Genomic DNA, 21,623 nt, shown 5'->3' on the forward strand with positions numbered 1-21,623 from the left:
AAAATAGTTTCTTTCTTCTGAAATATTAGGAAACTTATTTCAATTGCTTTACAATGAAACTAGTGAATGAGAAAGGAGAAAGAAAATTGGAGAAAAAATTATATTACAACGATGCTTATCAGCAAACCTTTACAACTAAAGTTATAAAACAAGAGCATGATACAGAAGGAAACTTATATGTTGTTTTAAATGAAACTGCATTTTACCCAACAGGCGGCGGACAACCACACGACACTGGAACTTTAAATGGTATTCCGGTAAGTAACGTTGAAGAAGTAAATGGAGAAATTCGTCATTTCATAATAGAACAATTACATACAGAAGAAGTAGAGGGTAAAATAGATTGGGAGCGCCGTTTTGATCATATGCAGCAACATACAGCTCAGCACATTTTATCTGCTGCTTTTTGGGACCATTTTGACATACCAACAATTGGGTTCCATCTCGGAAAAGAAACGGTAACAATTGATTTAGAAACGGAAAATCTTCCTACAGAAACGGTTGAAAAAGCAGCGCAAATTGCCAACAAAATTGTTTTTGAAAACCATCCAATCCATACCCAGTGGATGAACTTAGAAGAAGCGAAAACATTACCTCTTCGTAAAGAACCTACTATGACAGAAAATATACGCGTTGTTATTATCGAAAATTTCGACTACAACGGCTGTGGTGGAACGCATCCGAAACGTACAGGTGAAGTAGGTCCTATTCAAGTACTTAATTGGGAGCGCAATAAAGGTGGCATCCGCTTAACATTTATCGCTGGTTGGCGCACACTTAAACTAATGGGACAACAGCAACAAATTATGAAAGATGTTTCTAAACAATTAAACAGTAGCGAAACTGATATTCCAGCAAAAGTAGCACAGATTCTTACTTCTCAAAAAGAAAACGAAAAAGCAGTACAAGCAATGAATGAAAAATTATTATTTGCAGAAGCGAATGAATTATTGCAACAGCCAGAAGAAATACACGCTGGAACACTTATTTCTAAAGTATTTATAAATCGTTCCATGCAAGAAATCGCAAAACTTTCTGCTATTATTACAGAACAACAAGAGCATGCAATTACGTATTTTGTCATTGAAAATGATGACAAACTACAATGTATTCTTGCTTGTGGTAAAGCAGTGACACTCGATATGAATGCTCTTTTAAAAGATGCCCTTCCTACAATTGAAGGAAAAGGTGGCGGAAATAAAAAGAGTGCTCGCGGCGGTGGGAAAGCAATTATGAGTGGAGATGAGTTTTTAAGTCGGCTTGTTTCTTCTTTACAGTCAGCAGTGTAGATTATTTTATGAGGAAGATGTCATCTAGTGAAGCTTTTTGACTAGGTGGCATCTCTTTTTGTTTTACTAGCAATACCTTTTCGTCTTCAATTAAAATTCCAGTAACCCGAACTTACATTACATTCGTCATAATCTCTCCCCTTTTTCTATTAAATTTACAAATAAATCCTTCCATAAAAAGAACGTACGTTTTATAATTAAAGAAAATTATGGAAGAAAGAAGTTGTTACATTCATGCGTCCACCTTTAACAAAAACTATATCTCTTGAAGATTTCCAAAACTATTATTGGTTAAAAACAGAACTGCAAACATTTTGTCGTGAGCACGATTTACCAGCTAGTGGCTCTAAAATTGAAATAACAGAGCGTATCTCACATTATTTAAATACAGGTAAAATATTCAAAAATAGTTTTCATCAAAAAGTAAGTAAAGCTCCCCTCTCTCATAAAGACCTTTCTCTTCAAACGATTATCACTGAAAATCACCGCTGTAGTGAAGATGTACGTGCTTTTTTCAAAGAAAAAATTAGAGGGAATTTCCGCTTTACAGTAGCCCTTCAAAAGTTTTTTAAAAAGAATATCGGAAAAACGTATGAAGACGCGATAACGTTTTGGCATGAAGAAAACAAACGTAAAAAAGACCCCTCTTATAAAACAACCATCAGCGCACAGTTTGAATACAATCGTTTTACTCGTTCTTTTTTCGAAGACCCAAGCAACAAAGGAAAATCAAAAACAGATGCTATCGCTGCTTGGAACGAAATAAAAGCAAAACCTGGTAGCAACGCCTATATTCCTGAAAAAGTAGAAAACTAGTTAACTTGCTAGTCTTCTACTTTTTCAAATAAAAGAGCAAGCCCAATTCCCCCACCAATTCCTAACGTCGCAATTCCGTATTTCATATGCTCCCTTTGTGCCTGATAAAACAAACGTGTTACAAGCATAGCTCCAGACGCACCGTACGGATGACCAAGCGCTATTGCACCACCATTTACATTTAACTTTTCATACGGAATTTGTAACGTTTGCGCACATGCAACAACTTTAGCGGCAAACGCTTCATTCATCTCAATACAATCAATATCTTCTATCACTAAATTCATTTCTCTAAGTAGTTTTTGTACAGCAAATATCGGACCAGTTCCCGGAAGGTTTGGATCCACTCCAACTACAGCACTGCGAACGAAACGAAGAACAGGCTTATATCCTAATTTCCGGGCTTGCCCCTCTTCCATTACAAGAACAGCACATGCCCCGTCATTTACACCACACGAATTACCTGCTGTTACTGTTCCATTTTGTAAAAATACAGGTTTCGTTCTCTTTATCATTCTTTCATAATTCATTTCTCGCTTTATAGATTCATCTAATAATCCATTAAAATAATGAGGTAGTATCTCTTCTTGTATATATCCTTTTTCTAATGCTTGCAGCGTTCTTTTATAACTAAGACAAGCATATTCATCTTGCATCTCTTTTGTTATGTTATACTGCTCTGCAACATACTCAGCCGCTAATCCCATATCTGGATCCCCAATTGTTTCAGGCGAAAACCGCGCCCTATTTTGAAAAGGTGACGTACTTGTACTCTCTACTCCCCCAGCGATATAACAATTACCTGCTCCCCCTTGAATGAGATGACACGCCGTACGTACTGCCTCCAATCCAGCACCACATTGCCGGTCAATCGTTACACCAGGAATATGATAACCGAGTCCCGCTTCTAAAGCAGATAATCTTGCAACGTTACCTCCTGGTCCAACGACGTTACCTAGTATGACATCATCTATTTCTCTCTCAATTCCTTTACTTAGAAACGTAAGAAGCGGCGCTAGTAATTGCTGAACTTCATAATCTTTCAACATCCCATTTTTCTTACCAATGGGTGTCCTTTTCGCTTCTACAATAACTGCTCTATTCATATATCTTCTCCTGATTTCCAATGATACTTTTTGCTGCATTACGAGCTATTTTCCCGCTACTTGTATAAGGGATGTCATCTACAAAATGCCATTCTTTCGGTATTTTAAAAGAGGATAATCGTTGTAGGCAAAAGCTCTTTAATTGTTGCTTCGTAGCACTTCCTTTTACGATAGCGACAGGTTTTTCACCCCAATAACTATCTTTTATACCAACAACAACTATTTCATCAACAGCTGGATGTGTCTGTAATACACTTTCTATTTCTTCTGGGAAAATATTGATTCCTCCAAAAATAATCATATTCTTCTCTCTACCGACAATGTATATAAATCCCTCTTCATCTTGATAACCTACATCTCTCACTGTCATCCAACCATCTACAGTCAACTCTGGAATTAAAACCCCATCCAATATGTATCCCATAAAAAACTGATCACTTTTCACATAAACAGTTCCTACCTCGCCTTTCTGCACTTCTTCTCCTGCTTCATTACATATTCGAACTTGTACATTATGACAAGGTTTCCCTACTGAATTCGGTTTTCTTTCACTCTCTTCTTCAACCAATGCCGTTACAAAGCTTAGCTCAGATGCACCGTAAAACTCATATCTTTTTGCATAAGGAAACACATTTTTCATCTTTTCTTTTGCTTCAGCTTCCCATTTCGCTCCTGACGAAATAATTTTCATTTCACTTTCAATTACTTTATTTTCTTTATACAAAGACTCAAGCATTGTAGGGACTGTATACATTACAGAAATATTCTCTATCTTTATACTAGATAGCACTTGAACTGGTACAAACTTTCTCATTATATGTACCGTTTGTCCTAAATATAAGGCACTTATTGCTCCATATAAGAATAAAGAATGAACAAGCGTCCCAGCTATTAAAATAGAATCTGTATTTTTCATATAAAAATCATGTACATTGCAATCAAAACTATGTACCCATGACTGTTGAGCACGTAAAAATGCTTTTGCTTTCCCAGTCGATCCTGATGTAAATCCCATATAAAAAGGAACGTTTTGTACATTTTCTACAGGATGATATGTAGGAAGATAGTTCTCAATCATTTCTTTCCATTCTTCAATCTCAATAACCCTTCCTTCTTCGCACGATATATCACTAAGCCTATACTGCTCCGCCACAATAATATCCGGTTTACTAATCGATATTCTTTCTTTAAGTTCATCTCGTTTCCATTTTATATCTAACGGCACACAAACCCATCCAGCCATTGCGGAACCCGCAAATATTTGTAAAAACTCAGTACAATTTTCTAATACAATTGCTACTGTTTTATTCTTCGATTCTTTTTCATTCAACCAGTTTGCTACTTTACAAACTGACTCGAACCAATCTTTATATGTTAACACTCTATCATTTTCTTTAATCGCTATTTTATTCGGTTGTAAAGAGGCATACTTTTTGTATTCTTTTGTAATCCCCATATGTGACGTCCTTTCTTTACAAAATAATAAAGAGAAACACGCAAGTAACGTATTTCTCCTTTTTCTTATCCTGCATTTGTAATTTTTTTATTCTTTAAAGCAGGCGTAATAATATGTTTCAATGAGCGATGTAATCTTGTCACAAGAATCGCTGCTATAGTCGCCTTTATGCAATCACCTGGTAAAAATACGACACTTACTTTCATCGTTTCCCATACGGAAATATCCATTACGAAAGCTTGGACAATGATACCAAATACATAAACTACGAAAATACCACCAATTATATTAATGCATAATACTTTTATAATAGAAACTTCACGTAAACGCTCAATTAAATATCCAATGACAAACGCTCCAACGATATAACCAAGTAAATATCCTGCACTTGGCCCAACAAATACACTTGGACCCCCGCGTCCACCAGCAAGTAATGGTGCTCCAACTCCAACTATAAGTAAGAAAATAAGCTGACTTAATGCACCGAGACGTGATCCTAACAGTCCACCAGCAAGCATAACACCAAGTGATTGTAATGTAATCGGAACTGGTGTAATAGCAAGAGCAATTGGAGGTATTAACCCTAACACTCCCATAATAGAACTAAATAAAGCGACGAAAACTAAGTTTTTTGTATTCATATTTGCTTCTCCTATTTGTAAACTTAAATTATATTTTAGATAACATATTATAGGAGTTATATTATCTTTCTATCCACCCTTTGTCAACCTTATTTCTACATAAGTTTACAAATGTAAATTCAATCACTTCTCTTTATGCAAATGCTCAAGTTCTTTCCTAAGCGCCTGTTTTAAAAACTTCCCAACAGATGTTTTCGGAATTTCCTCCATAAATACAATATCGTCTGGTAACCACCACTTCGCAAACTGTGGTTTTAAAAATTCATATAGTTCCTCTTTTGTAACAGTGCTATTTTTCTTTTGTACAACGCAGGCAACTGGACGCTCTTGCCACTGCGGGTGTGGAATTGCAACGACAGCCGCTTCAAATATAGCGTCATGTGCCATTAGAGCATTTTCAAGGTCAACGGAGGAAATCCATTCTCCACCGCTTTTAATAACATCCTTCGTACGATCAACAATTTTGACGCAACCTTCCTCATCGACTGTAACGACATCGCCAGTATATAACCATCCATCACGGAACCCTTCCACCGTACGCTCATCGTTATAATAGCTTGCAGCGATCCATGGCGCTCGTAAACATAGTTCTCCCATCTCCGTACCATCCCACTTCACTTCACCATTTGTACCGACTACTTTCATCTCTACACCAGGGACAAGATATCCTTGCTTCGATCTTATCTCAAGTTGTTCTTCATACGCCAAATCTGTTTCATAGCTTTTTAGACGTGCAAGCGTTACGAGTGGACTCGTTTCAGTCATGCCATATGCATGTACGAAAGGAACATTATATTTTTGCTCAAACGCTTTAATAACGCTTTTCGGTGCAGCTGCGCCTCCGCATAGTAATCTCGTTATACTAGATAAATCATAACTATTATTTTCTAACTCTTGTAAAACACCGAGCCAAATTGTCGGCACACCCGCAGCTATCGTTACTTTTTCAGTTTGAATCATTTCTAATAAAATTTTCGGAGTAAACATCGGTCCCGGAAGAACTTGTTTTGACCCAAACCAAGTAGCTGCAAAAGGAAGTCCCCAAGCGTTCACATGAAACATTGGCACAATAGCCATTGCTGCATCACTTTCCGATAAAGCTGTCGTATCCGCTAATCCAAGTGCCATACAGTGCAACACTGTACTACGATGTGTATAAACAACACCTTTTGGATTCCCTGTAGTCGCTGACGTATAACACATACCAGCAGGTGTATTTTCATCAATATCTTTAACAAATTGGAAATTTGGGTCGCCGTCTTCTAAAAGTTTCTCATAATGATATACAGGCTGAAGGGTAGTTTTTGGGAGCTCCTCTTTATCAGTCATAATAATATATGCTTGTACAGTCGATAATTCAGACTGGATATTCTCAATGAGTGGTACAAGATCTTCATCAATAAGTAAAATACGATCTTCTGCATGTTGAATAATGTATGAAATATGTTGAGGAGATAAACGAATATTAATTGTGTGTAATACGGAAGCAATACCTGGAATAGCAAAATATGCTTCTACATGTCGATGATGATTCCACGCTAACGTTCCTATGCGCTCGCCTTCTTTAATTCCAAGCTTTTTTAACGCACTGGAAAGTCTTCTTGTCCTTTCCCCTAGCTGCTTATACGTTAATGTCGTAACTGTATCATGTGTCCGTGAAATGATTTCTTTCTTTGGGAATAGTTTTTCTGCCCTTTCCATCATAGAACTAATTGTTAGAGGTACATTCATCATCATATTGTTTACATCCTCCCTTTAAAGCGTTTTCATTTCGTTCATTATAACAGACTTCTACAAATAATTACGACATTTTTCTGTATTTTCTGAATTATTTCTTTGGAAATAATTCTACTAAATAAGAACCATGTTTTAAATACACACGATACAAAACATGGTTCTCTCCAATTTAAAAACTATCTACCTTTTTTCTTACTTTCTTTTTTAACTTAAAAATGAAACGATTACTGTACTCTTCATTTTCAACTAAAAGTTTATACGTTTCTAACACTCCTAAAACACGAACGAAAAGATAGAAACCTATAGCAATAAGAACAACACAGTAAGGATAATACTGCACGAGCTCTCCTGAAGTGATATGCTTTTTCTCAAACAAAAATGGTATTGCTCCTGCCGCGATAAAACAAAATCCAACGATCACTACTGCCGCATACTTCTTCTTAATAGTCGCATATCTTTTTGTCAATTCTTTTAGAAAGTTTTGATCAAATAGTAGTTCTTCCTTTTTTAATACATTGTATCGACTCTCTTCTATCGTTACAGGTACCATCATCGCTCCAATTCCAAGGACAGCAATGATAATGACAAGGAATGTAGACATTGTTGCATTTTCTTTAAATAATAAATACGGTATTGTAGATAAAATAAGCAAGCTAAATCCTAATGCGATATATTTAGAAATTTTTTGCCCATACACTACATACCCTTCCGCCATTTCCTTACTTACATAATAACCATTTTCCTTTTCATTACTTTGCTCAGCAGTTTCTTTTAATAAGTAATCAAGAGAGACTTCAAATATATTTCCAATCATTATTAGTTTTTCAGTTTCTGGAAAACCTTGACCATTCTCCCATTTACTAACTGCTTGCCTTGTTGTGTTTAAATTTTCAGCTAATGCTTCTTGAGAGAGGCCCTTTTCCTTTCTTAATTTAAATAACTTCTCACCAAATCCCATATGTGTATCCCCCTTTGCTTTCTTAACTAAATTGTATGTAAACATTGCCCTCATCTCTATCTTCCTGCGGTTGCACTTTGTCAACTTACGGTTGCGATTATGTTATATAGCGGTTTTGTATACGATTTAGCTGTTTTTTCTATGATTATTACGTTAATAAAATAACACCTCTCAATAACCAATTATAACAATTAAAGGTGATTATTGTTAAAAAAACAAAAAACTCCTTTATTCATTTAAAGGAGTTTTCGTTATGAACCATTCTAAGATGACTACTTTTTCTTCTATATATTTTTCCGTTTATGTAATGAATGATGAGCATCTCATACAGTATATGTTTTTATCTCTTTTTTTAAGGCGTACTCATATATATGTAAAATGTCACTTGTATTAACTTAATGTAAGATGTTTCGTATACGACGTTTTATATTACCACTTCTCAATAATCATAACGGCTTCTGCTTAAACTTTTCATAATTCCGTACCTTTAATAAAAGGATATTCCCGCAATCCGTACAAACATAAGCATCTACTGGAGATGATGTAAACATCGTTTCCTTTTTCCGTATTTGTGCATATCCGACAAACTCACCTTCTCCTATGTTTTGAGAACCACAATTAGAGCATGTCTGCACGTCTTTCTGTTTCATGAGAGCACCACCTTTAATCTGTTTTCACTCCCTTCGACAGTTCACTTCCATTTCCCTTCCAAAAAACTTCTTATTCTCTTACATTTCAACAGGAATCTCAGAACAAAAATCGTATATGTACTATGAAATATATTTATTGACGGAGAAATTTTATCCTTTTCGGCAAGAAGACTACATCTGATTTGTGCTACGGGTGAAGCCCAACAATTCAGGTGGAGATGAATTGCCGTCAGTCAATAGGCTGAACTCTCTGAGAAAGGTGGTGAAAACAATGGCTAGAAAGAAAGCAGTTAAAGTATTACGTAAACAAAAGAAAAGAGAAAACATGCAACGATTCACTCAGAAACAGAATATCGGACGAGCTTGCCTCACGGCAAAAGAATTTCGTTTACTTCAACGCATGTCGCATAGTTCAAAAGCGTTGCGAAATGTTGGATTGTACACCATTAAACAAAGTTACTTGAACAATAATAAAATGGCTACTGTAAAAGAAGTGGACACTGCCATGCAAGCCGATATGAACTACTCGGGCATGCAATCAAACTCTGTGCAAGCGATTCGTAGAACCTTATATACAGAAGCGAAGAGCTTTTTTAAAGCATTGGAACAGTGGAAGAAAAATCCTGAGAAATTCACAGGTCGTCCTAAGTTTCCGAATTATTCTGGTTCAACTGACAAACGAATCATTGAAATCTATCAAGTTCCAAAAGTTGATGATAACGGGTATTGGATGATTCCGATGAATGTTGAATTCAGAAAAAAATTCGGTTCCATTAAAATACGTATGCCTAAAAATTTAATAAATAAAAAAGTCTCCTACATTGAGATTGTACCCAAGCAAAAAGGTCGGTTCTTTGAGGTGCATTATACATATGAGATGCACGTTTCTCAAATGAAGAAACAATCCACGACTACTAGTAACGCTTTGAGTTGCGATTTAGGTGTAGACAGATTATTAAGTTGTGCAACAAATGCAGGTGATACATTCTTAATTGATGGAAAAAAATTAAAATCCATTAACCAATACTTCAACAAAATGATACGTAATCTGCAACAGAAAAATAGGGGAAATGGACTTTCAAAACGAGTTGTAACGAATCAAATGGCTGCACTTTGGCATAAACGAGAACGACAAATAAATGGTTACATTTCACAAACTGTAGGCCTGTTGTTCAAAAAAGTGAAAGCATTCAACATAGATACGGTTATCGTAGGGTATAACACTGGTTGGAAACAAGAATCTGATATGGGAAACAAGAATAATCAAAAATTTGTTCAAATCCCATTTCATAAATTGATTTCAGCAATTGAGAATAAATGTGTAAAAGAAGGCATCCGATTTTTGAAACAAGAAGAAAGCTATACCTCAAAAGCTAGTTTTCTAGACAAAGATAGGATTCCTGTTTGGTCTAAGAATGATAGGACTCATTATCGTTTTAGTGGCAAACGAATGACTCGTGGTCTGTATCGAAGTAAATCAGGAAAATGTATCCACGCTGATATTAATGGTGCGTTGAATACATTGCAAAAATCAAGAGTTGTAGAATTGGATGAAAATCTCAAAGTGAAAACGCCGATTCTATTAGAAGTGCAAACACGTAAGGCTGTTGCTTCGTGCATAGCTTAGTGGGTGCGTCAACCATCCATGTGTACTCGACTTGTCGGGGCTTGTAGCACACGCCGGAGTCATCTGAGTGGTGGCTTCTTCCACAAGGAAGAATTGCTCTTTTTCGAAAGGGTGGTGCAAGTGGGAAAACAATAGTTCGTTGCCAGTACCAACCAAAAACTTACTTGGGGTGTTACCGAAAGATGGCATGAATTCTAGAGCGTCAAACTGTCTAGCGATAGACGAAAAGACCTAGAGTTCTAACTCAAGCCCCCACTGAAACGTTTCACCTCAGTGGGGGTAGTTGACGAGTACTATTATGACACTCAATACAGCACAAGAAATTGAAAACGCAGAAATAGATATGCTATCTTCTAGATTAAAAGCATTACAAGCGATAGCTGGAAATCCAATGCAAGTACAAATGAAAAAGTTCGGGAGTGCCACTGCCTTTTCATCAAAAGTAATTGCTGGTCCTGCTTTTAACACAGTAAAGGGTATTGCATTCACAAGTACAGATGAGATAGATGAAATCATCTCTTATTATCAATCACTACACATCCCTTGTCGTTTTGAAATTACACCGGCTCAAGGCACAACTGAACTATTTCAATACTTATCTCAAAAAGGCTTTTACCAATCTAGCTTCCATACCGCTTTATATAGCATACCGGAACAAGATTTTCCACTTCCCCCTTCTAACATTTCAGTACGCAAACTAAAAGAAAATGAGTTTCATACTTTTGCAGATATTTATGTTCAGGGATTTAGTATGCCTTTATTCACAAAAGATAGTGTTCGTCAAAATAATGAAATTCTTTACAATCAGCCAGGATGGCATTTTTTCATAGCCGAAGTTCAAAACACTCCAGCTAGTATAGGGGTACTCTATATAAAGTGAAACTTTAATCAGTGGGGGTTTTGTTCATCCCCCACTGATTATTAGCCCTCACCAATCGGGCGTTTACGGGCAGTTGATCTCCCACCTAACTTCTTTGCTCCACCTGAATTTTGAGGTGGGAGTTTTACTGCCCGTTAATGCGGGATAAATAACGGTGTCGCCTCACTAGCTGCTTCTGCTACTTTGCCAGAATTTCAACGTAAAGGTTGTCATACCGCATTAATTCAAAAACGAATTGAGACCGCTGTTGAATCCAATTGCAATTTAATAGTTGGACAAGCTCGATTTGGTAGCGGCAGTCAAAATAATATGGAACGTGCCCATATGAAAATTGCTTATACAAAATCAATATGGACTGCTAAAAACACAATCGGTAATGTAAAAGAAAAAACACATGAATATACAGAGCATAAAGAAAACAAATAAAAAAGAGCTATCTGGCTCTTTTTTATTTACCCTCATTCTTCTCTAACACATATAAATCTTCTTCAATATTAGATAATTTTTCAGTTACAAGCTTTCTTGCATCTCCAATTGCTTGATTGTATGCAAATGGCCCTACTAACTTTATCATTTCTTCTATTAAACGTTCTGCTTGGAAACGTCCAATCTCATCTAAATCTTCTTCAACGAAAAATTGCTGAATTTGTGCTACAAGCTCTTCTTTTTTATCAGTCGGTATTTTTATGTTCATCATCATTAGTTACCCCTCTATATTTAAGATAATACTTTTCTTAACTCTACCATAGAAAAACGATTTCCTGGACAAGTTTTTGTAACCCCTTCTAACTCCCTATGGCCGAGTATATTTCCTTTCTCTATGGCAAACTGCTTCATAAACATTTTACATACAGAATATAATGAATTCATTTGTGCAGTAGTTGGATCATATTTATCAAAATTTCCCGTCATACATATTCCAATTGTATCACTATTATTATCTTTCGCATGTGCCCCAATATGTAAACCTCGCCCTTCGACTACAGTTCCATCTTCCTCAATAAAATAATTGTAACCAATCCCGCTCCATCCTCTTACCTTTTGATGAAATTCGTGAGTTTTATACACATCCCATCCATCTTCTGACGTATGATGGATAATCAGCTTTTTTACCTTTTCTAAAGGAACTAACTCATCTTGAAACGTTAAATTTGCACATTTAATTTCCATATGAACATTCTCCTCTTACAAATCGATCATAATAACTGTTTTATCATCTGGTCTTATTCTATTTTCTTCTTCTAGCCTTTCAATGATTGCTACATATTCTTTTATACTATTCTTTCTTATATATATCACAATTTGTTCTAACGACCACTCTGGATGGAACAATCCGTCCGAACAAATAAAGATTCCACTTACGTCAGCTACATGTAATTCCCCATGTTGTAAATAAGTCATTGCTTCTTTCATCCCATTTGCAACTGAGTAGCCATTTGGCATATTTGCAAGATATCGATTGTATTTTAACTGCTCCCGAACATCTTGAAAAACGTGTTCTTCCGGGACTGGTAAACCTTTTTTACGATCCTCGTCTCTCTTCTTTTTTGCACGTTTACTAATTCCTTGAACCGTATCTTTCGTTAATACTCTCATCGCTCCATCCTGAAGTATTGCAACGATCATACAATCACCTAACTGTGCATATTCAAGTTTCTCGCCTTCTATTTGAACTGCTGCAATACATGTACACCATAGATGGTCTTTTTTTCTCGTATCAACCTTGTACTCTAGCATCTTGTTTTGCAATAATTCATTCGCCTTTGCAACTTCACCTTGTAAACTATTAATCTCCCGTAACGAAGTAAAATGACTTGCAAATAAATGCGAAGCGATGTATGCTCCATTATGTCCTTCTTCATCACAAAATGGGACAAGTGGCGTTGCACCATCACATACACCGTACATCATGTTATGTTCATTACAAAAAAATGAATCCTCACATTCTTGTTTTAAAGGACTTTTCTGTTGATATGTTGTTATCTTCATATCTGTATCCCCTTTCAAATCATAAAATACTCAAATACTCAAATTGTTTAGATTAATCTAATTTTCCGAAATAAACTGTTTTTACCTAAAACTTTCAATTTCATATATAATCTTGAAATAATATGATTTTTCAGTGAAGGACGGGAAAAAGATGGTCAGATTTCTTGGTGTTATTTTTGGTTCTATTATTATTGCAATTGCCTTTAATCTTTTCCTTATCCCCCATAAAATTTTAAGTAGTGGAATTGGCGGAATTGCTATTATTTTAGGAATTGCAACCCCTGTGAACACAGGCATTATTAACTTTGTATTGAACTTACCTATCCTTATTTTAGGATACATAGGTCTTGGAAAAAAAGTAATTTTTAACACAGTTGTCTCTGTAATTGTATTATCTGTTGCACTATATTATATTCCTGTAAAAGTCGTAGCAACAGATCCACTTTTATCATCTGTATTTGGCGGTGTCATCGCCGGAGCTGGTATTGGTCTTGTCTTTAACTGCCATGGTTCAACTGGTGGATTTGATATTATCGGTATGTTGTTATCTCGCAAGCGAGATATTAAACTTGGTGGATTCCTTATTGCATTAAATACTGTTGTTGTTGTCATTGCGGGATTTTTCTTCACTTGGGATGTTGCCCTTACAAGCTTACTTTCAATTTATGTAACTGGTAAAGTAATTGATGCCGTTCATACAAAACATCGTAAAGTTACACTTATGATTGTAACAAATCAAGCGGAAGAAATGAAAAAAAAGCTTCTTTCAACTGTAGTACGCGGAATTACGTTACTTGATGGTGAAGGTGCTTATTCAAACGAAAAAAAACGTGTACTTATGACAGTCGTTTCGCGTGAAGAGTTAGCAAGTATGAAACTAACGATTTCCGAAATTGATCCTCATGCATTCGTTAATATTACAGAAACTGTTGAAGTGTTAGGATTGTTTAGAAAAGCATAAAAAACTAGGTGGACCTTAACCTAGTTTTTATTTTGCATAAATTCAATTCGATTTCCAAACGGATCTGATACGTAAAATCTAATCACGTCTGGTCGTGCATTATCATCTATTACTTCAACACCTTGCTTTATTAACTCTTGTTTAAATTCATCAATTTTCAAAACATAAAAAGCTGGATGCGCTTTTTTAGCTGGATTAAAGTTTTGCTCAACTCCGATATGAATCTCTTGATTTCCACACTTAAACCAACACCCACCACGCTTCTTTAATTCCTCCGGCTTTGGAATTTCCTCCATTCCAATTTTATTACCATAAAATTCTCGCGCTTCTTCTTCACATCCTACGGGCGCAGCTACTTGTACATGATCAATTCCTTGAATATAATTTTTCATATTACTTCCCCCTCTTCTATTCTAATCGTATAACGAAAACACATTCATGTAACTTACAGAAAATTAATTAAGCAATATAAGATTCTCTTATTACTACCTTTTATACCTTCCACTAATAATAAAAAAAGAAAATTTATTCTGTAATTTCCATTTTTTATAGAAATAAACGTCACACCTATATTATAGTTATTAATAGATCCATCTTTTTTAGATGCTAATTGTACGGAGGAAATATTATGAGTCGTAAAAAATATTCATCTACTCAAAAAAAGCGTCATCCGAACGTATCTGGACGCCTGCGAAACCATATACAAAATCGTTCTTTAGCAGAAATGTACGCATCTCTTTTCGAACATAACCCTGATAGTATTATTTCATTGAATTTAGAAGGAGTTATTTTACATATTAATCCCTCTGCTGAAAGAATATTAGGTTATACTTCTAACGAATTAGAGCGAAAAACAATCACTTCTATTTTAGAAGCACATATTTCTGATCAAGTGCTACAATACATAAAAAATACTGCAGCTGACAATCAAAAAGAGTATATCGTCTCTATTTATCATAAAGACGGATATTTACTAGATGTCGTAACAAAACTAGTTCCTATTTTTGTTAAAAATCGTTTAACAGGTGTATACGCCATTATGAAACCCCTTGAAAAATCAGAAAGAATTGAGAAAGTATTACAAGAGAGTGAGAAACGATTACGCACATTAATGAATTCAATGCCTGCATTTGTTATTTTTAAGGATCATGAAGGACGCTGGCTTGAAGCAAATGACTATGCGCTTTCTTGTTTCAATTTCCATAACGTACCTTATCATGGAAAAAGAGATAATGAACTCATTCAATATAACGAAGCGTACCGCGAATCTTTTTTGCATTGTGAAGAAGTCGATGAACTAACATGGCAAAAGGGACAAATTCTTCACGGAGAGGAATTTATTATACATAGAGATGATTTCGACCTAGTTTTAAGTATTTCAAAGGTCCCACTCTTCCATCCTGATGGCTCACGCAAAGGTCTTATAGTGATGGGAAGGGACGTTACCGAACTAAAAGAAACTGAAAAGTTATTACGAAAATCCGAAAAGCTTGCAGTAGTAGGACAACTGACAGCTGGAATTGCCCATGAAATTAGAAACCCGCTCACTTCATTAAAAGGATTTTTAACATTATTACATCCAGAAATAAATGAGGAAAATAAATGGTATGTGGACGTTATGTTGAGTGAGATTTCACAAATGGAATCTATAACAAGCCAATTTATGGCGATGTCTAAACCACAAGTGTTATCTATTCATACATGCAACGTACAAACATTAATTGAAGAAGTTGTAACTTTTATTTTACCAACAGCAATTATGCATAGCGTTCATATCATCATGGACCATTTCGATTATATTTCTGACATTCAATGTGACAGTAATCAATTAAAACAAGTTTTTATTAACATAGTAAAAAATGCGATTGAGGCTATGCCTGATGGTGGTAACATATTCATTCAAACAACTTCGTTAGAAAATGATTTTGTTTCAATACGCATTATCGATGAAGGTTGTGGGATTCCTGAAGAGCGTATGGCTCGTCTTGGCGAACCTTTTTATAGCTTGAAAGAAAAAGGAACTGGCCTTGGCTTAATGATGTGCTATAAAATCATTCAAGAGCATCACGGGAAATTATTCATTTCAAGTGAATTAAACATAGGAACAACTGTCGATATCCAATTACCAATTGCTACAAAAAAATCGAGTATAAAATCTTTATGATTTTACACTCGATTTAGTCTACTATTTATGCATGTGAAAACATTTTTTCATACCATTCTGTTGCCTTCTCTACTTCATTCATCGTTAATTGATGTCCTCTATTTTCCCAATGTATTGTTACATTAGCATTTGCATTTTCTAATAGCATCTTCAATTCCTCTGACTCAGAAGGTGAACAAATTGGATCATTTGTTCCAGCAGCAATAAACACTGCTTTCTCTACTAAATTAGGAAGTTCTATCCCTCTTCTTGGGACCATTGGATGATGAAGAATGGCACCTTTTAATGCATTTTCATAATGGAATAATAAACTCGCTGCAATATTTGCTCCATTTGAATACCCAACAGCTACGATATTATCTCTATCAAATTCATATGTTTTTGCTGCTTCATTTAAAAATTCATTTAATTCCTTCGTACGGAAAACAAGATCCTCTTCATCAAAAATACCTTCTGCTAATCGGCGGAAGAAACGAGGCATCCCATTTTCTAATACATTTCCACGAACACTTAAGACAGAAGCTTCCCGATCAATTCTTTCTGCAAGCGGTAATAAATCTAATTCATTTCCTCCCGTACCATGAAGCAATAATAGTGTTGGTTTTGACTCATCTTTTCCTTTTTGAAAAACATGTTTCATCATTTTTCTCCCCTTTCAATTCCTTATATAATTAGTATAGTTCTCTTACTTAAATTGGTAATAACCCTTGTTCAATCTGTTTTCTATGCTGATTATATCGCTCTGGTAATTTTAATTCCTCACCCATCGTCTTCTCCACGCCCTTTTTTATTTCATTACAAAAAACGTTTATTTGCTAAAATTCATTATTCATTTTGTCCATATGATAAAGTTCAATCCGCAATGCTATTTTATCTCAATTTTGAGATGCCTCTCAAAAAAACTAACACATTTCATCTCGCTCAGAAATTATCTCGAATTCGAGATAATCCACAAAAAAAACTACAGTTCTTATGATTATATTTAAAATATTGATTTTATGTTTTTGACTATCCTTCAAAAATACCTTGAATTCGAGATTTATTATAGTCTAATTAGTTTTTATTGTCAATGCGTATATCGTTTCATTTTTTCATCAAAAACAATATTCTGATAACTCAGCTCCATCAAATAATTTGTTTGAAAAAGAGCAACAGACAAGCGGGAACATTCATGTAATAAACTTCTACTTTTCCCATAACCAAAAAAGCCATACAAATGTATGACTTTGTACTCATATTTTTTGTTCAGCTACATATTTACTTCCCAATTACGGAAGGAAACAATTCCGAAAGTGGAACTACTCTCCCCATCTCATCTTTAAACACAATATGCTCTCTCGTTAAATGGCGCGGGCTCTTTACCCCCGCCGCTGCCGCTAATGAAAACAAACTATATCTCATGCTAATAATGTAGTTCATTACTCGCCATTTCTTCTCATATGGATCTAACGCTTTTTGGTAGTGCGGATTCGTAGTTGCAACACCCGATGGGCATTGCCCTGAATTACATTGAAGCGCCATAATACAGCCACTTGCCATCATGAAGCCGCGTGCTGAATTTACGGCATCTGCACCGATAGCTAAAGCAATCGCTACTTTATCTGGTGTGATTAATTTCCCTGAGGCAAACACCTTTAATTTATCCCGAACACCGTAATGATTCGCCGTATCAATAAATGTAAGTAATGCCGGTATAAGCGGCAGCCCCATACTATCTGCCATCGATTTATATGTTGCACCTGATCCACCTTCTGAACCGTCGATTGTAATAAAATCTGGATAGATGTTTAATTCTTTCATTGCTTTTAATAAATCTTCCAAAGGCTTCTGTTGACCAATTACAATTTTCATGCCCACTGGTTTACCACCGTTTTCTTGCAAATCTTGAATAAAATATAAAGCCTCTGCCGCACTATTAATAAATGAAAATCGATTTGGTGAATTAATCGTTTCACCTTCTCGTACTTTCCGAACGGAAGCGATTTTCTCATTTACCTTCTGCCCTTCTAAATGACCACCACGTATTTTTGCTCCTTGCCCAAATTTCAATTCAAACGCTTTAATATTACTTTCTTTCGCCTTCTCCAAAAATTCCTTCATCGAAAAATTCCCGTCCTCGTCACGGTATCCGAATAATCCAGGACCAATTTGCGCAACGATATTCGCACCCGTATGTAAATGTTCTGGAATTACGCCCCCTTCCCCAGTATTAATCCACGAACCACCTGCCATTTTTGCACCAAACCCAGCTGATAAAATATAATTTTCTCCAATCGCACCGTAAGATGTAGCTGACGCTCCAAACATCCCATACAGTTTCCATGGATATTTACGATTTTCGCCGACTATAATTGCATCATCTTCTTCATACAACCAAAGGTTTGTTGTATCCGCTGTCAATTTTTCTCTTCTTGAAAATAACCCTTCTTTATGAATCATATACTTTTTCCCCTCACGTTCTTGCGTGAGATTCACACTTAATTCATCTGTTAATGTGGGGAATAATGTATTAGCAATATAATAGCCAGATTCCTCAAAATCCCGTTTTGATCCAAAACCAAGTATTTCAGAACGGTATTTTGCTAGAAACATAACACTTTGAAAATCGTAGCGCGAAAAAGGCTTTCCGTCAGTATCATGATCAAACCAATATTGCCTAAATTCTGGGCCTATTTTTTCGAGTAAATAGCGCATTCTACCTAAGTATGGATGCAGTTTTAATATAGAATGATGCGTCCGTTTTTTAATAAAAAATGTAATGATAAAAAAGACAATTAAAAGTAGCATCAAAAAGAGCAATATACTAATAATAACGAGTAGCGCTTCACTCATTCCGCTTCCCCCTATATATGAAATTCCATAATAAAAAGAGAACACTCGATGTGTTCTCTTTTTATCCTTATTCACACTAACCTAGCAAGATGCTCTTTCGCGTCATATTCAACTAAACTTTCAGCATTTTTAATTCGATGAACAAAATCTGGGTTAGCGATTAATGGTCTTCCGAACGCCGCTACATCAATTGTTCCTTCTTGCAATGCTTCTTCTGCCTCTTTCGGATTCAAATTGCCCACCCCAACAATAGTACCATCCCAGTATTTTCTTACTAATTGATGAAAATTCTTTCCGTCAGCAATAACTTGCGTATAATTCATCGTTGAAGGGTGAATCATCGTTAATCCAACTTCTTTGAACATATTTACAAAAGTTTCAATCGCAAGTTCTGGGTTTTCCCACATATAGGCAGGGTTATCACCTTTAAAGGCAGAGAAACGAAGCAGCGTTTTATTAGCTCCAACTGCTTCAATTACAGCCTCCGTTACTTCTTTCATAAATGTTAACCTTTGCTTTAAGTCCCCGCCATATTTATCTGTGCGCTTATTTGCAAATTCATAAGTAAATTGATCAATTAAATATCCATGTGCACCGTGAATTTCTACTCCATCAAATCCAGCTTCGATTGCGTTCTTTGCAGCTTGTGCATATTGACCTATAACTTCTTTTATTTCTTCTATTGTCATTGCTTCTGGTGTATCAAACGGTTTACGAAAACGCGGAACATTACCCTCCGCAGCAATAGCAGACGGCGCTTGCGGCATTTGACCACCAATTATTTCGTGATGACTCATACGTCCAACATGCCATATTTGAGCAATAATCGTTCCGCCTTCTTTATGTACTGCCTCTGTAACAGGTTTCCAAGAATCAATTTGCGCTTGTGTATAAATACCTGGTACTCCCGGATTCCCTTTTGCTCTCGGGCTAATGACAATTCCTTCTGTAATAATTAATCCAATCCCATCCGCAGCACGTTTTTGGTAATACTCTACTACATCAGTACCAACTACCCCAGTCTCATTATTTGCAAAACATCTCGTCATCGGTGCCATCGCTATGCGATTACGAAGAGACCAAGATCCAATTTGAATCGGATCAAACACCTTTGTTTCATCAATGTTTTCAAAAGATCCCCAATTATTTATATTTGTTCCTGCATAAATATTTGCTGCTTTATTGTTTGAACTTGTCATTTTTCTTCCCCCTTATAAAAAAATTACTATAATCGCATCATACTTACTTTTAAATAGTAACGTCAATTTATACGTCTTTAACATTAAAAATTCGAATATTAAACAAATAGAATAATAAAAACAAAAATTAAAGAGGTTTCCTAATTAGGAAACCTCTTTTAGTTGACCATATAAGGCTAACAATTCGTTTATCTCTTTTACATAAAGAAAATAAACAATTATTATCTCCTCACATATGAAAAATCCCGTAACAATAGGAATGAGAGTGGCTCAGTATTCTTCTAAAAATAAAAACTTATATACCTAAAACAATGAAAGCCCTACCTCTCTTTCATCCTTACGGCTCCTTGTCCGTGCCAGTGTGAATCAGGATTGCAAAAATCAAGTAACTATTTTATCGAAGTATTGAATTAAACTTCGAACATTCGTAAAAGAAATTAAAAAATAAAAATGGATTAAATTGTAGTCATAACAAACGAGGTTAATGCTTTAAAAGTGGTTTGAAAGAGTTGAATGTTTTTGAAATGATTGATTTTCTATAATTATATTCCCAAAAAATTCAAGATCTTTTTTGGGATGTAATACATTATCTACAATGAATCTTAACAAAAGCTTTTTATTTGATTTTCTGTGATACCTTCAATTAATCCCAGTTCACTAATCAAAAATTCATGTGCATTATCTAACATTTTCTTTTCGCTTGCATTAAGTGCTTTTTCTTTCTGCATACGTAATAAATCACGTACAACTTCAGCACCTTCTTGTATTTTACCCGTTTTTATTTTATCTGTATTCAATTTATACCTTTGTTTCCACGTCAGTAATCTGTCTGATTCTCCATGTTGAAAAATATCTATTATGTTTGTTAATGCCTTTATATCTGTGACTGGTCGTATATTTGAAGTCAATACTTTCCCAATAGGAATCATCACTTCCATATTACTAGCCGACATTTTTATAACATAATACTGTTGTTTTTCTCCTGAGATTTCCTTTTCTTCTATGGCTTTAATTATACCTGCTCCGTGCATTGGATAAACGATGTTATCGCCAATTTGAAACAAATAATCCACCTCCATATATGGTAACCTTCTCAATCTTAACACACATTTATTTTTTTAGCAAAATTTTTATAATATCACAAAAATATTTTCTATGTCAATTTATTTACGCATAAAAATTCAATCTGTACAGAAACACTAAAAAACCCGCATTTTGTTACATTTTCCACACACATATCTATTCTAATTTCACATTCTCATTTAACATAAAAACACATTACTACATATGAGTAGTAATGTGTTTTTTATAAGGTATA

The 21,623-nt window shown here is 35.3% G+C and carries 19 protein-coding genes and 4 pseudogenes; 7 read left to right on the forward strand and 16 right to left on the reverse strand.

The annotated features are described in order from the left end of the window. Window positions 1-86 precede the first annotated feature (86 nt). The gene (locus NSQ47_RS11480) at window positions 87-1,289 is read left to right on the forward strand and encodes an alanyl-tRNA editing protein (protein WP_341036962.1); all 1,203 of its coding nucleotides are present in this window, start codon (window positions 87-89) and stop codon (window positions 1,287-1,289) included. Between the two features lie 55 nt (window positions 1,290-1,344). On the opposite strand, the pseudogene NSQ47_RS11485 reads toward NSQ47_RS11480, so the two are convergent. Continuing rightward, window positions 1,345-1,464 (reverse strand): annotated as a pseudogene (locus tag NSQ47_RS11485) (NUDIX hydrolase); the annotation flags it as partial. A 59-nt stretch (window positions 1,465-1,523) separates the two neighbouring features. Here NSQ47_RS11485 and NSQ47_RS11490 point away from each other — a divergent pair. Then, window positions 1,524-2,105, forward strand: coding sequence for a DUF6434 domain-containing protein (locus tag NSQ47_RS11490; RefSeq protein ID WP_341036963.1), 582 nt, complete (start codon window positions 1,524-1,526; stop codon window positions 2,103-2,105). A gap of 8 nt (window positions 2,106-2,113) precedes the next feature. Here NSQ47_RS11490 and NSQ47_RS11495 read toward each other — a convergent pair whose 3' ends face one another. The 6 genes from NSQ47_RS11495 to NSQ47_RS11520 form a co-directional block, all read right to left on the reverse strand. Further along, a complete protein-coding gene (locus tag NSQ47_RS11495; RefSeq protein WP_341036966.1) occupies window positions 2,114-3,211 on the reverse strand; it encodes an acetyl-CoA C-acyltransferase in 1,098 nt (365 codons plus the stop codon). Then, complete coding sequence (locus NSQ47_RS11500) at window positions 3,204-4,667, reverse strand: acyl-CoA synthetase (RefSeq protein WP_078180392.1); 1,464 nt, start codon at window positions 4,665-4,667, stop codon at window positions 3,204-3,206. The genes NSQ47_RS11495 and NSQ47_RS11500 overlap by 8 nt, the downstream gene beginning before the upstream one ends. Before the next feature lie 65 nt (window positions 4,668-4,732). Beyond that, window positions 4,733-5,308, reverse strand: a complete 576-nt coding sequence (locus tag NSQ47_RS11505) for a biotin transporter BioY (protein WP_002111152.1) — start codon at window positions 5,306-5,308, stop codon at window positions 4,733-4,735. 123 nt (window positions 5,309-5,431) lie between these two features. After that, the gene (locus tag NSQ47_RS11510) at window positions 5,432-7,045 is read right to left on the reverse strand and encodes a long-chain fatty acid--CoA ligase (RefSeq protein WP_070139808.1); all 1,614 of its coding nucleotides are present in this window, start codon (window positions 7,043-7,045) and stop codon (window positions 5,432-5,434) included. 169 nt (window positions 7,046-7,214) lie between these two features. Further along, entirely contained in the window at window positions 7,215-8,003 is a 789-nt protein-coding gene (locus tag NSQ47_RS11515; protein ID WP_337360638.1) for a helix-turn-helix domain-containing protein, read from the reverse strand. Window positions 8,004-8,449: 446 nt separating this feature from the next. Further along, window positions 8,450-8,653, reverse strand: coding sequence for a hypothetical protein (locus tag NSQ47_RS11520; protein WP_078174182.1), 204 nt, complete (start codon window positions 8,651-8,653; stop codon window positions 8,450-8,452). A gap of 271 nt (window positions 8,654-8,924) precedes the next feature. On the opposite strand from NSQ47_RS11520, the gene NSQ47_RS11525 reads away from it, so the two are divergent. The 3 genes and pseudogenes from NSQ47_RS11525 to NSQ47_RS11535 all read left to right on the forward strand — a co-directional run. Beyond that, a complete protein-coding gene (locus NSQ47_RS11525) occupies window positions 8,925-10,280 on the forward strand; it encodes a transposase (RefSeq protein ID WP_341036967.1) in 1,356 nt (451 codons plus the stop codon). A 298-nt stretch (window positions 10,281-10,578) separates the two neighbouring features. Continuing rightward, window positions 10,579-11,154, forward strand: a pseudogene (locus NSQ47_RS11530) (GNAT family N-acetyltransferase); the annotation flags it as partial. Window positions 11,155-11,307: 153 nt separating this feature from the next. Continuing rightward, window positions 11,308-11,586 (forward strand): annotated as a pseudogene (locus tag NSQ47_RS11535) (hypothetical protein); the annotation flags it as partial. 22 nt (window positions 11,587-11,608) lie between these two features. Here the strand turns inward: NSQ47_RS11535 and NSQ47_RS11540 are convergent. Genes NSQ47_RS11540 through NSQ47_RS11550 form a run of 3 tightly spaced genes read right to left on the reverse strand, consistent with a single transcriptional unit; the run spans window position 11,609 to window position 13,149 of the window. Continuing rightward, window positions 11,609-11,860 (reverse strand): DUF2164 domain-containing protein, encoded by a 252-nt coding sequence (locus tag NSQ47_RS11540; RefSeq protein ID WP_002111161.1) that lies wholly within the window; start codon window positions 11,858-11,860, stop codon window positions 11,609-11,611. Window positions 11,861-11,877: 17 nt separating this feature from the next. Next, entirely contained in the window at window positions 11,878-12,330 is a 453-nt protein-coding gene (locus NSQ47_RS11545) for a peptidoglycan recognition protein family protein (RefSeq protein WP_078174966.1), read from the reverse strand. 15 nt (window positions 12,331-12,345) lie between these two features. Continuing rightward, entirely contained in the window at window positions 12,346-13,149 is an 804-nt protein-coding gene (locus NSQ47_RS11550) for a protein phosphatase 2C domain-containing protein (protein WP_341036968.1), read from the reverse strand. A 151-nt stretch (window positions 13,150-13,300) separates the two neighbouring features. On the opposite strand from NSQ47_RS11550, the gene NSQ47_RS11555 reads away from it, so the two are divergent. After that, window positions 13,301-14,110, forward strand: coding sequence for a YitT family protein (locus NSQ47_RS11555; protein WP_002146290.1), 810 nt, complete (start codon window positions 13,301-13,303; stop codon window positions 14,108-14,110). 20 nt (window positions 14,111-14,130) lie between these two features. Here NSQ47_RS11555 and NSQ47_RS11560 read toward each other — a convergent pair whose 3' ends face one another. Further along, on the reverse strand, window positions 14,131-14,502 hold the full coding sequence (locus NSQ47_RS11560; RefSeq protein ID WP_002146289.1) for a VOC family protein: 372 nt from the start codon (window positions 14,500-14,502) through the stop codon (window positions 14,131-14,133). A gap of 236 nt (window positions 14,503-14,738) precedes the next feature. Between NSQ47_RS11560 and NSQ47_RS11565 the strand changes: the two genes are divergently transcribed. Then, entirely contained in the window at window positions 14,739-16,274 is a 1,536-nt protein-coding gene (locus NSQ47_RS11565; protein ID WP_341036970.1) for a BA3702 family sensor histidine kinase, read from the forward strand. A 25-nt stretch (window positions 16,275-16,299) separates the two neighbouring features. Here the strand turns inward: NSQ47_RS11565 and NSQ47_RS11570 are convergent, their stop codons facing one another. From NSQ47_RS11570 to NSQ47_RS11590, 5 genes and pseudogenes are all read right to left on the reverse strand, one after another. Continuing rightward, a complete protein-coding gene (locus tag NSQ47_RS11570) occupies window positions 16,300-16,914 on the reverse strand; it encodes an alpha/beta hydrolase (protein WP_341036971.1) in 615 nt (204 codons plus the stop codon). Window positions 16,915-16,963: 49 nt separating this feature from the next. Next, window positions 16,964-17,047: pseudogene (locus NSQ47_RS11575) on the reverse strand (VOC family protein); the annotation flags it as partial. A gap of 484 nt (window positions 17,048-17,531) precedes the next feature. Then, complete coding sequence (locus NSQ47_RS11580; protein WP_002160895.1) at window positions 17,532-19,106, reverse strand: FMN-binding glutamate synthase family protein; 1,575 nt, start codon at window positions 19,104-19,106, stop codon at window positions 17,532-17,534. A gap of 71 nt (window positions 19,107-19,177) precedes the next feature. Continuing rightward, window positions 19,178-20,305 carry an alkene reductase gene (locus tag NSQ47_RS11585; protein WP_341036979.1) on the reverse strand — a complete coding sequence of 376 codons (1,128 nt, stop codon included), beginning with the start codon at window positions 20,303-20,305 and terminating at the stop codon, window positions 19,178-19,180. A 602-nt stretch (window positions 20,306-20,907) separates the two neighbouring features. Next, the gene (locus tag NSQ47_RS11590) at window positions 20,908-21,369 is read right to left on the reverse strand and encodes a CarD family transcriptional regulator (RefSeq protein WP_171902567.1); all 462 of its coding nucleotides are present in this window, start codon (window positions 21,367-21,369) and stop codon (window positions 20,908-20,910) included. Window positions 21,370-21,623: the final 254 nt, after the last annotated feature.

Origin of the sequence: Bacillus sp. FSL R10-2780, from assembly GCF_038006125.1 — a bacterium.
GTDB classification, from domain to species: Bacteria; Bacillota; Bacilli; order Bacillales; family Bacillaceae_G; genus Bacillus_A; species Bacillus_A cereus_U.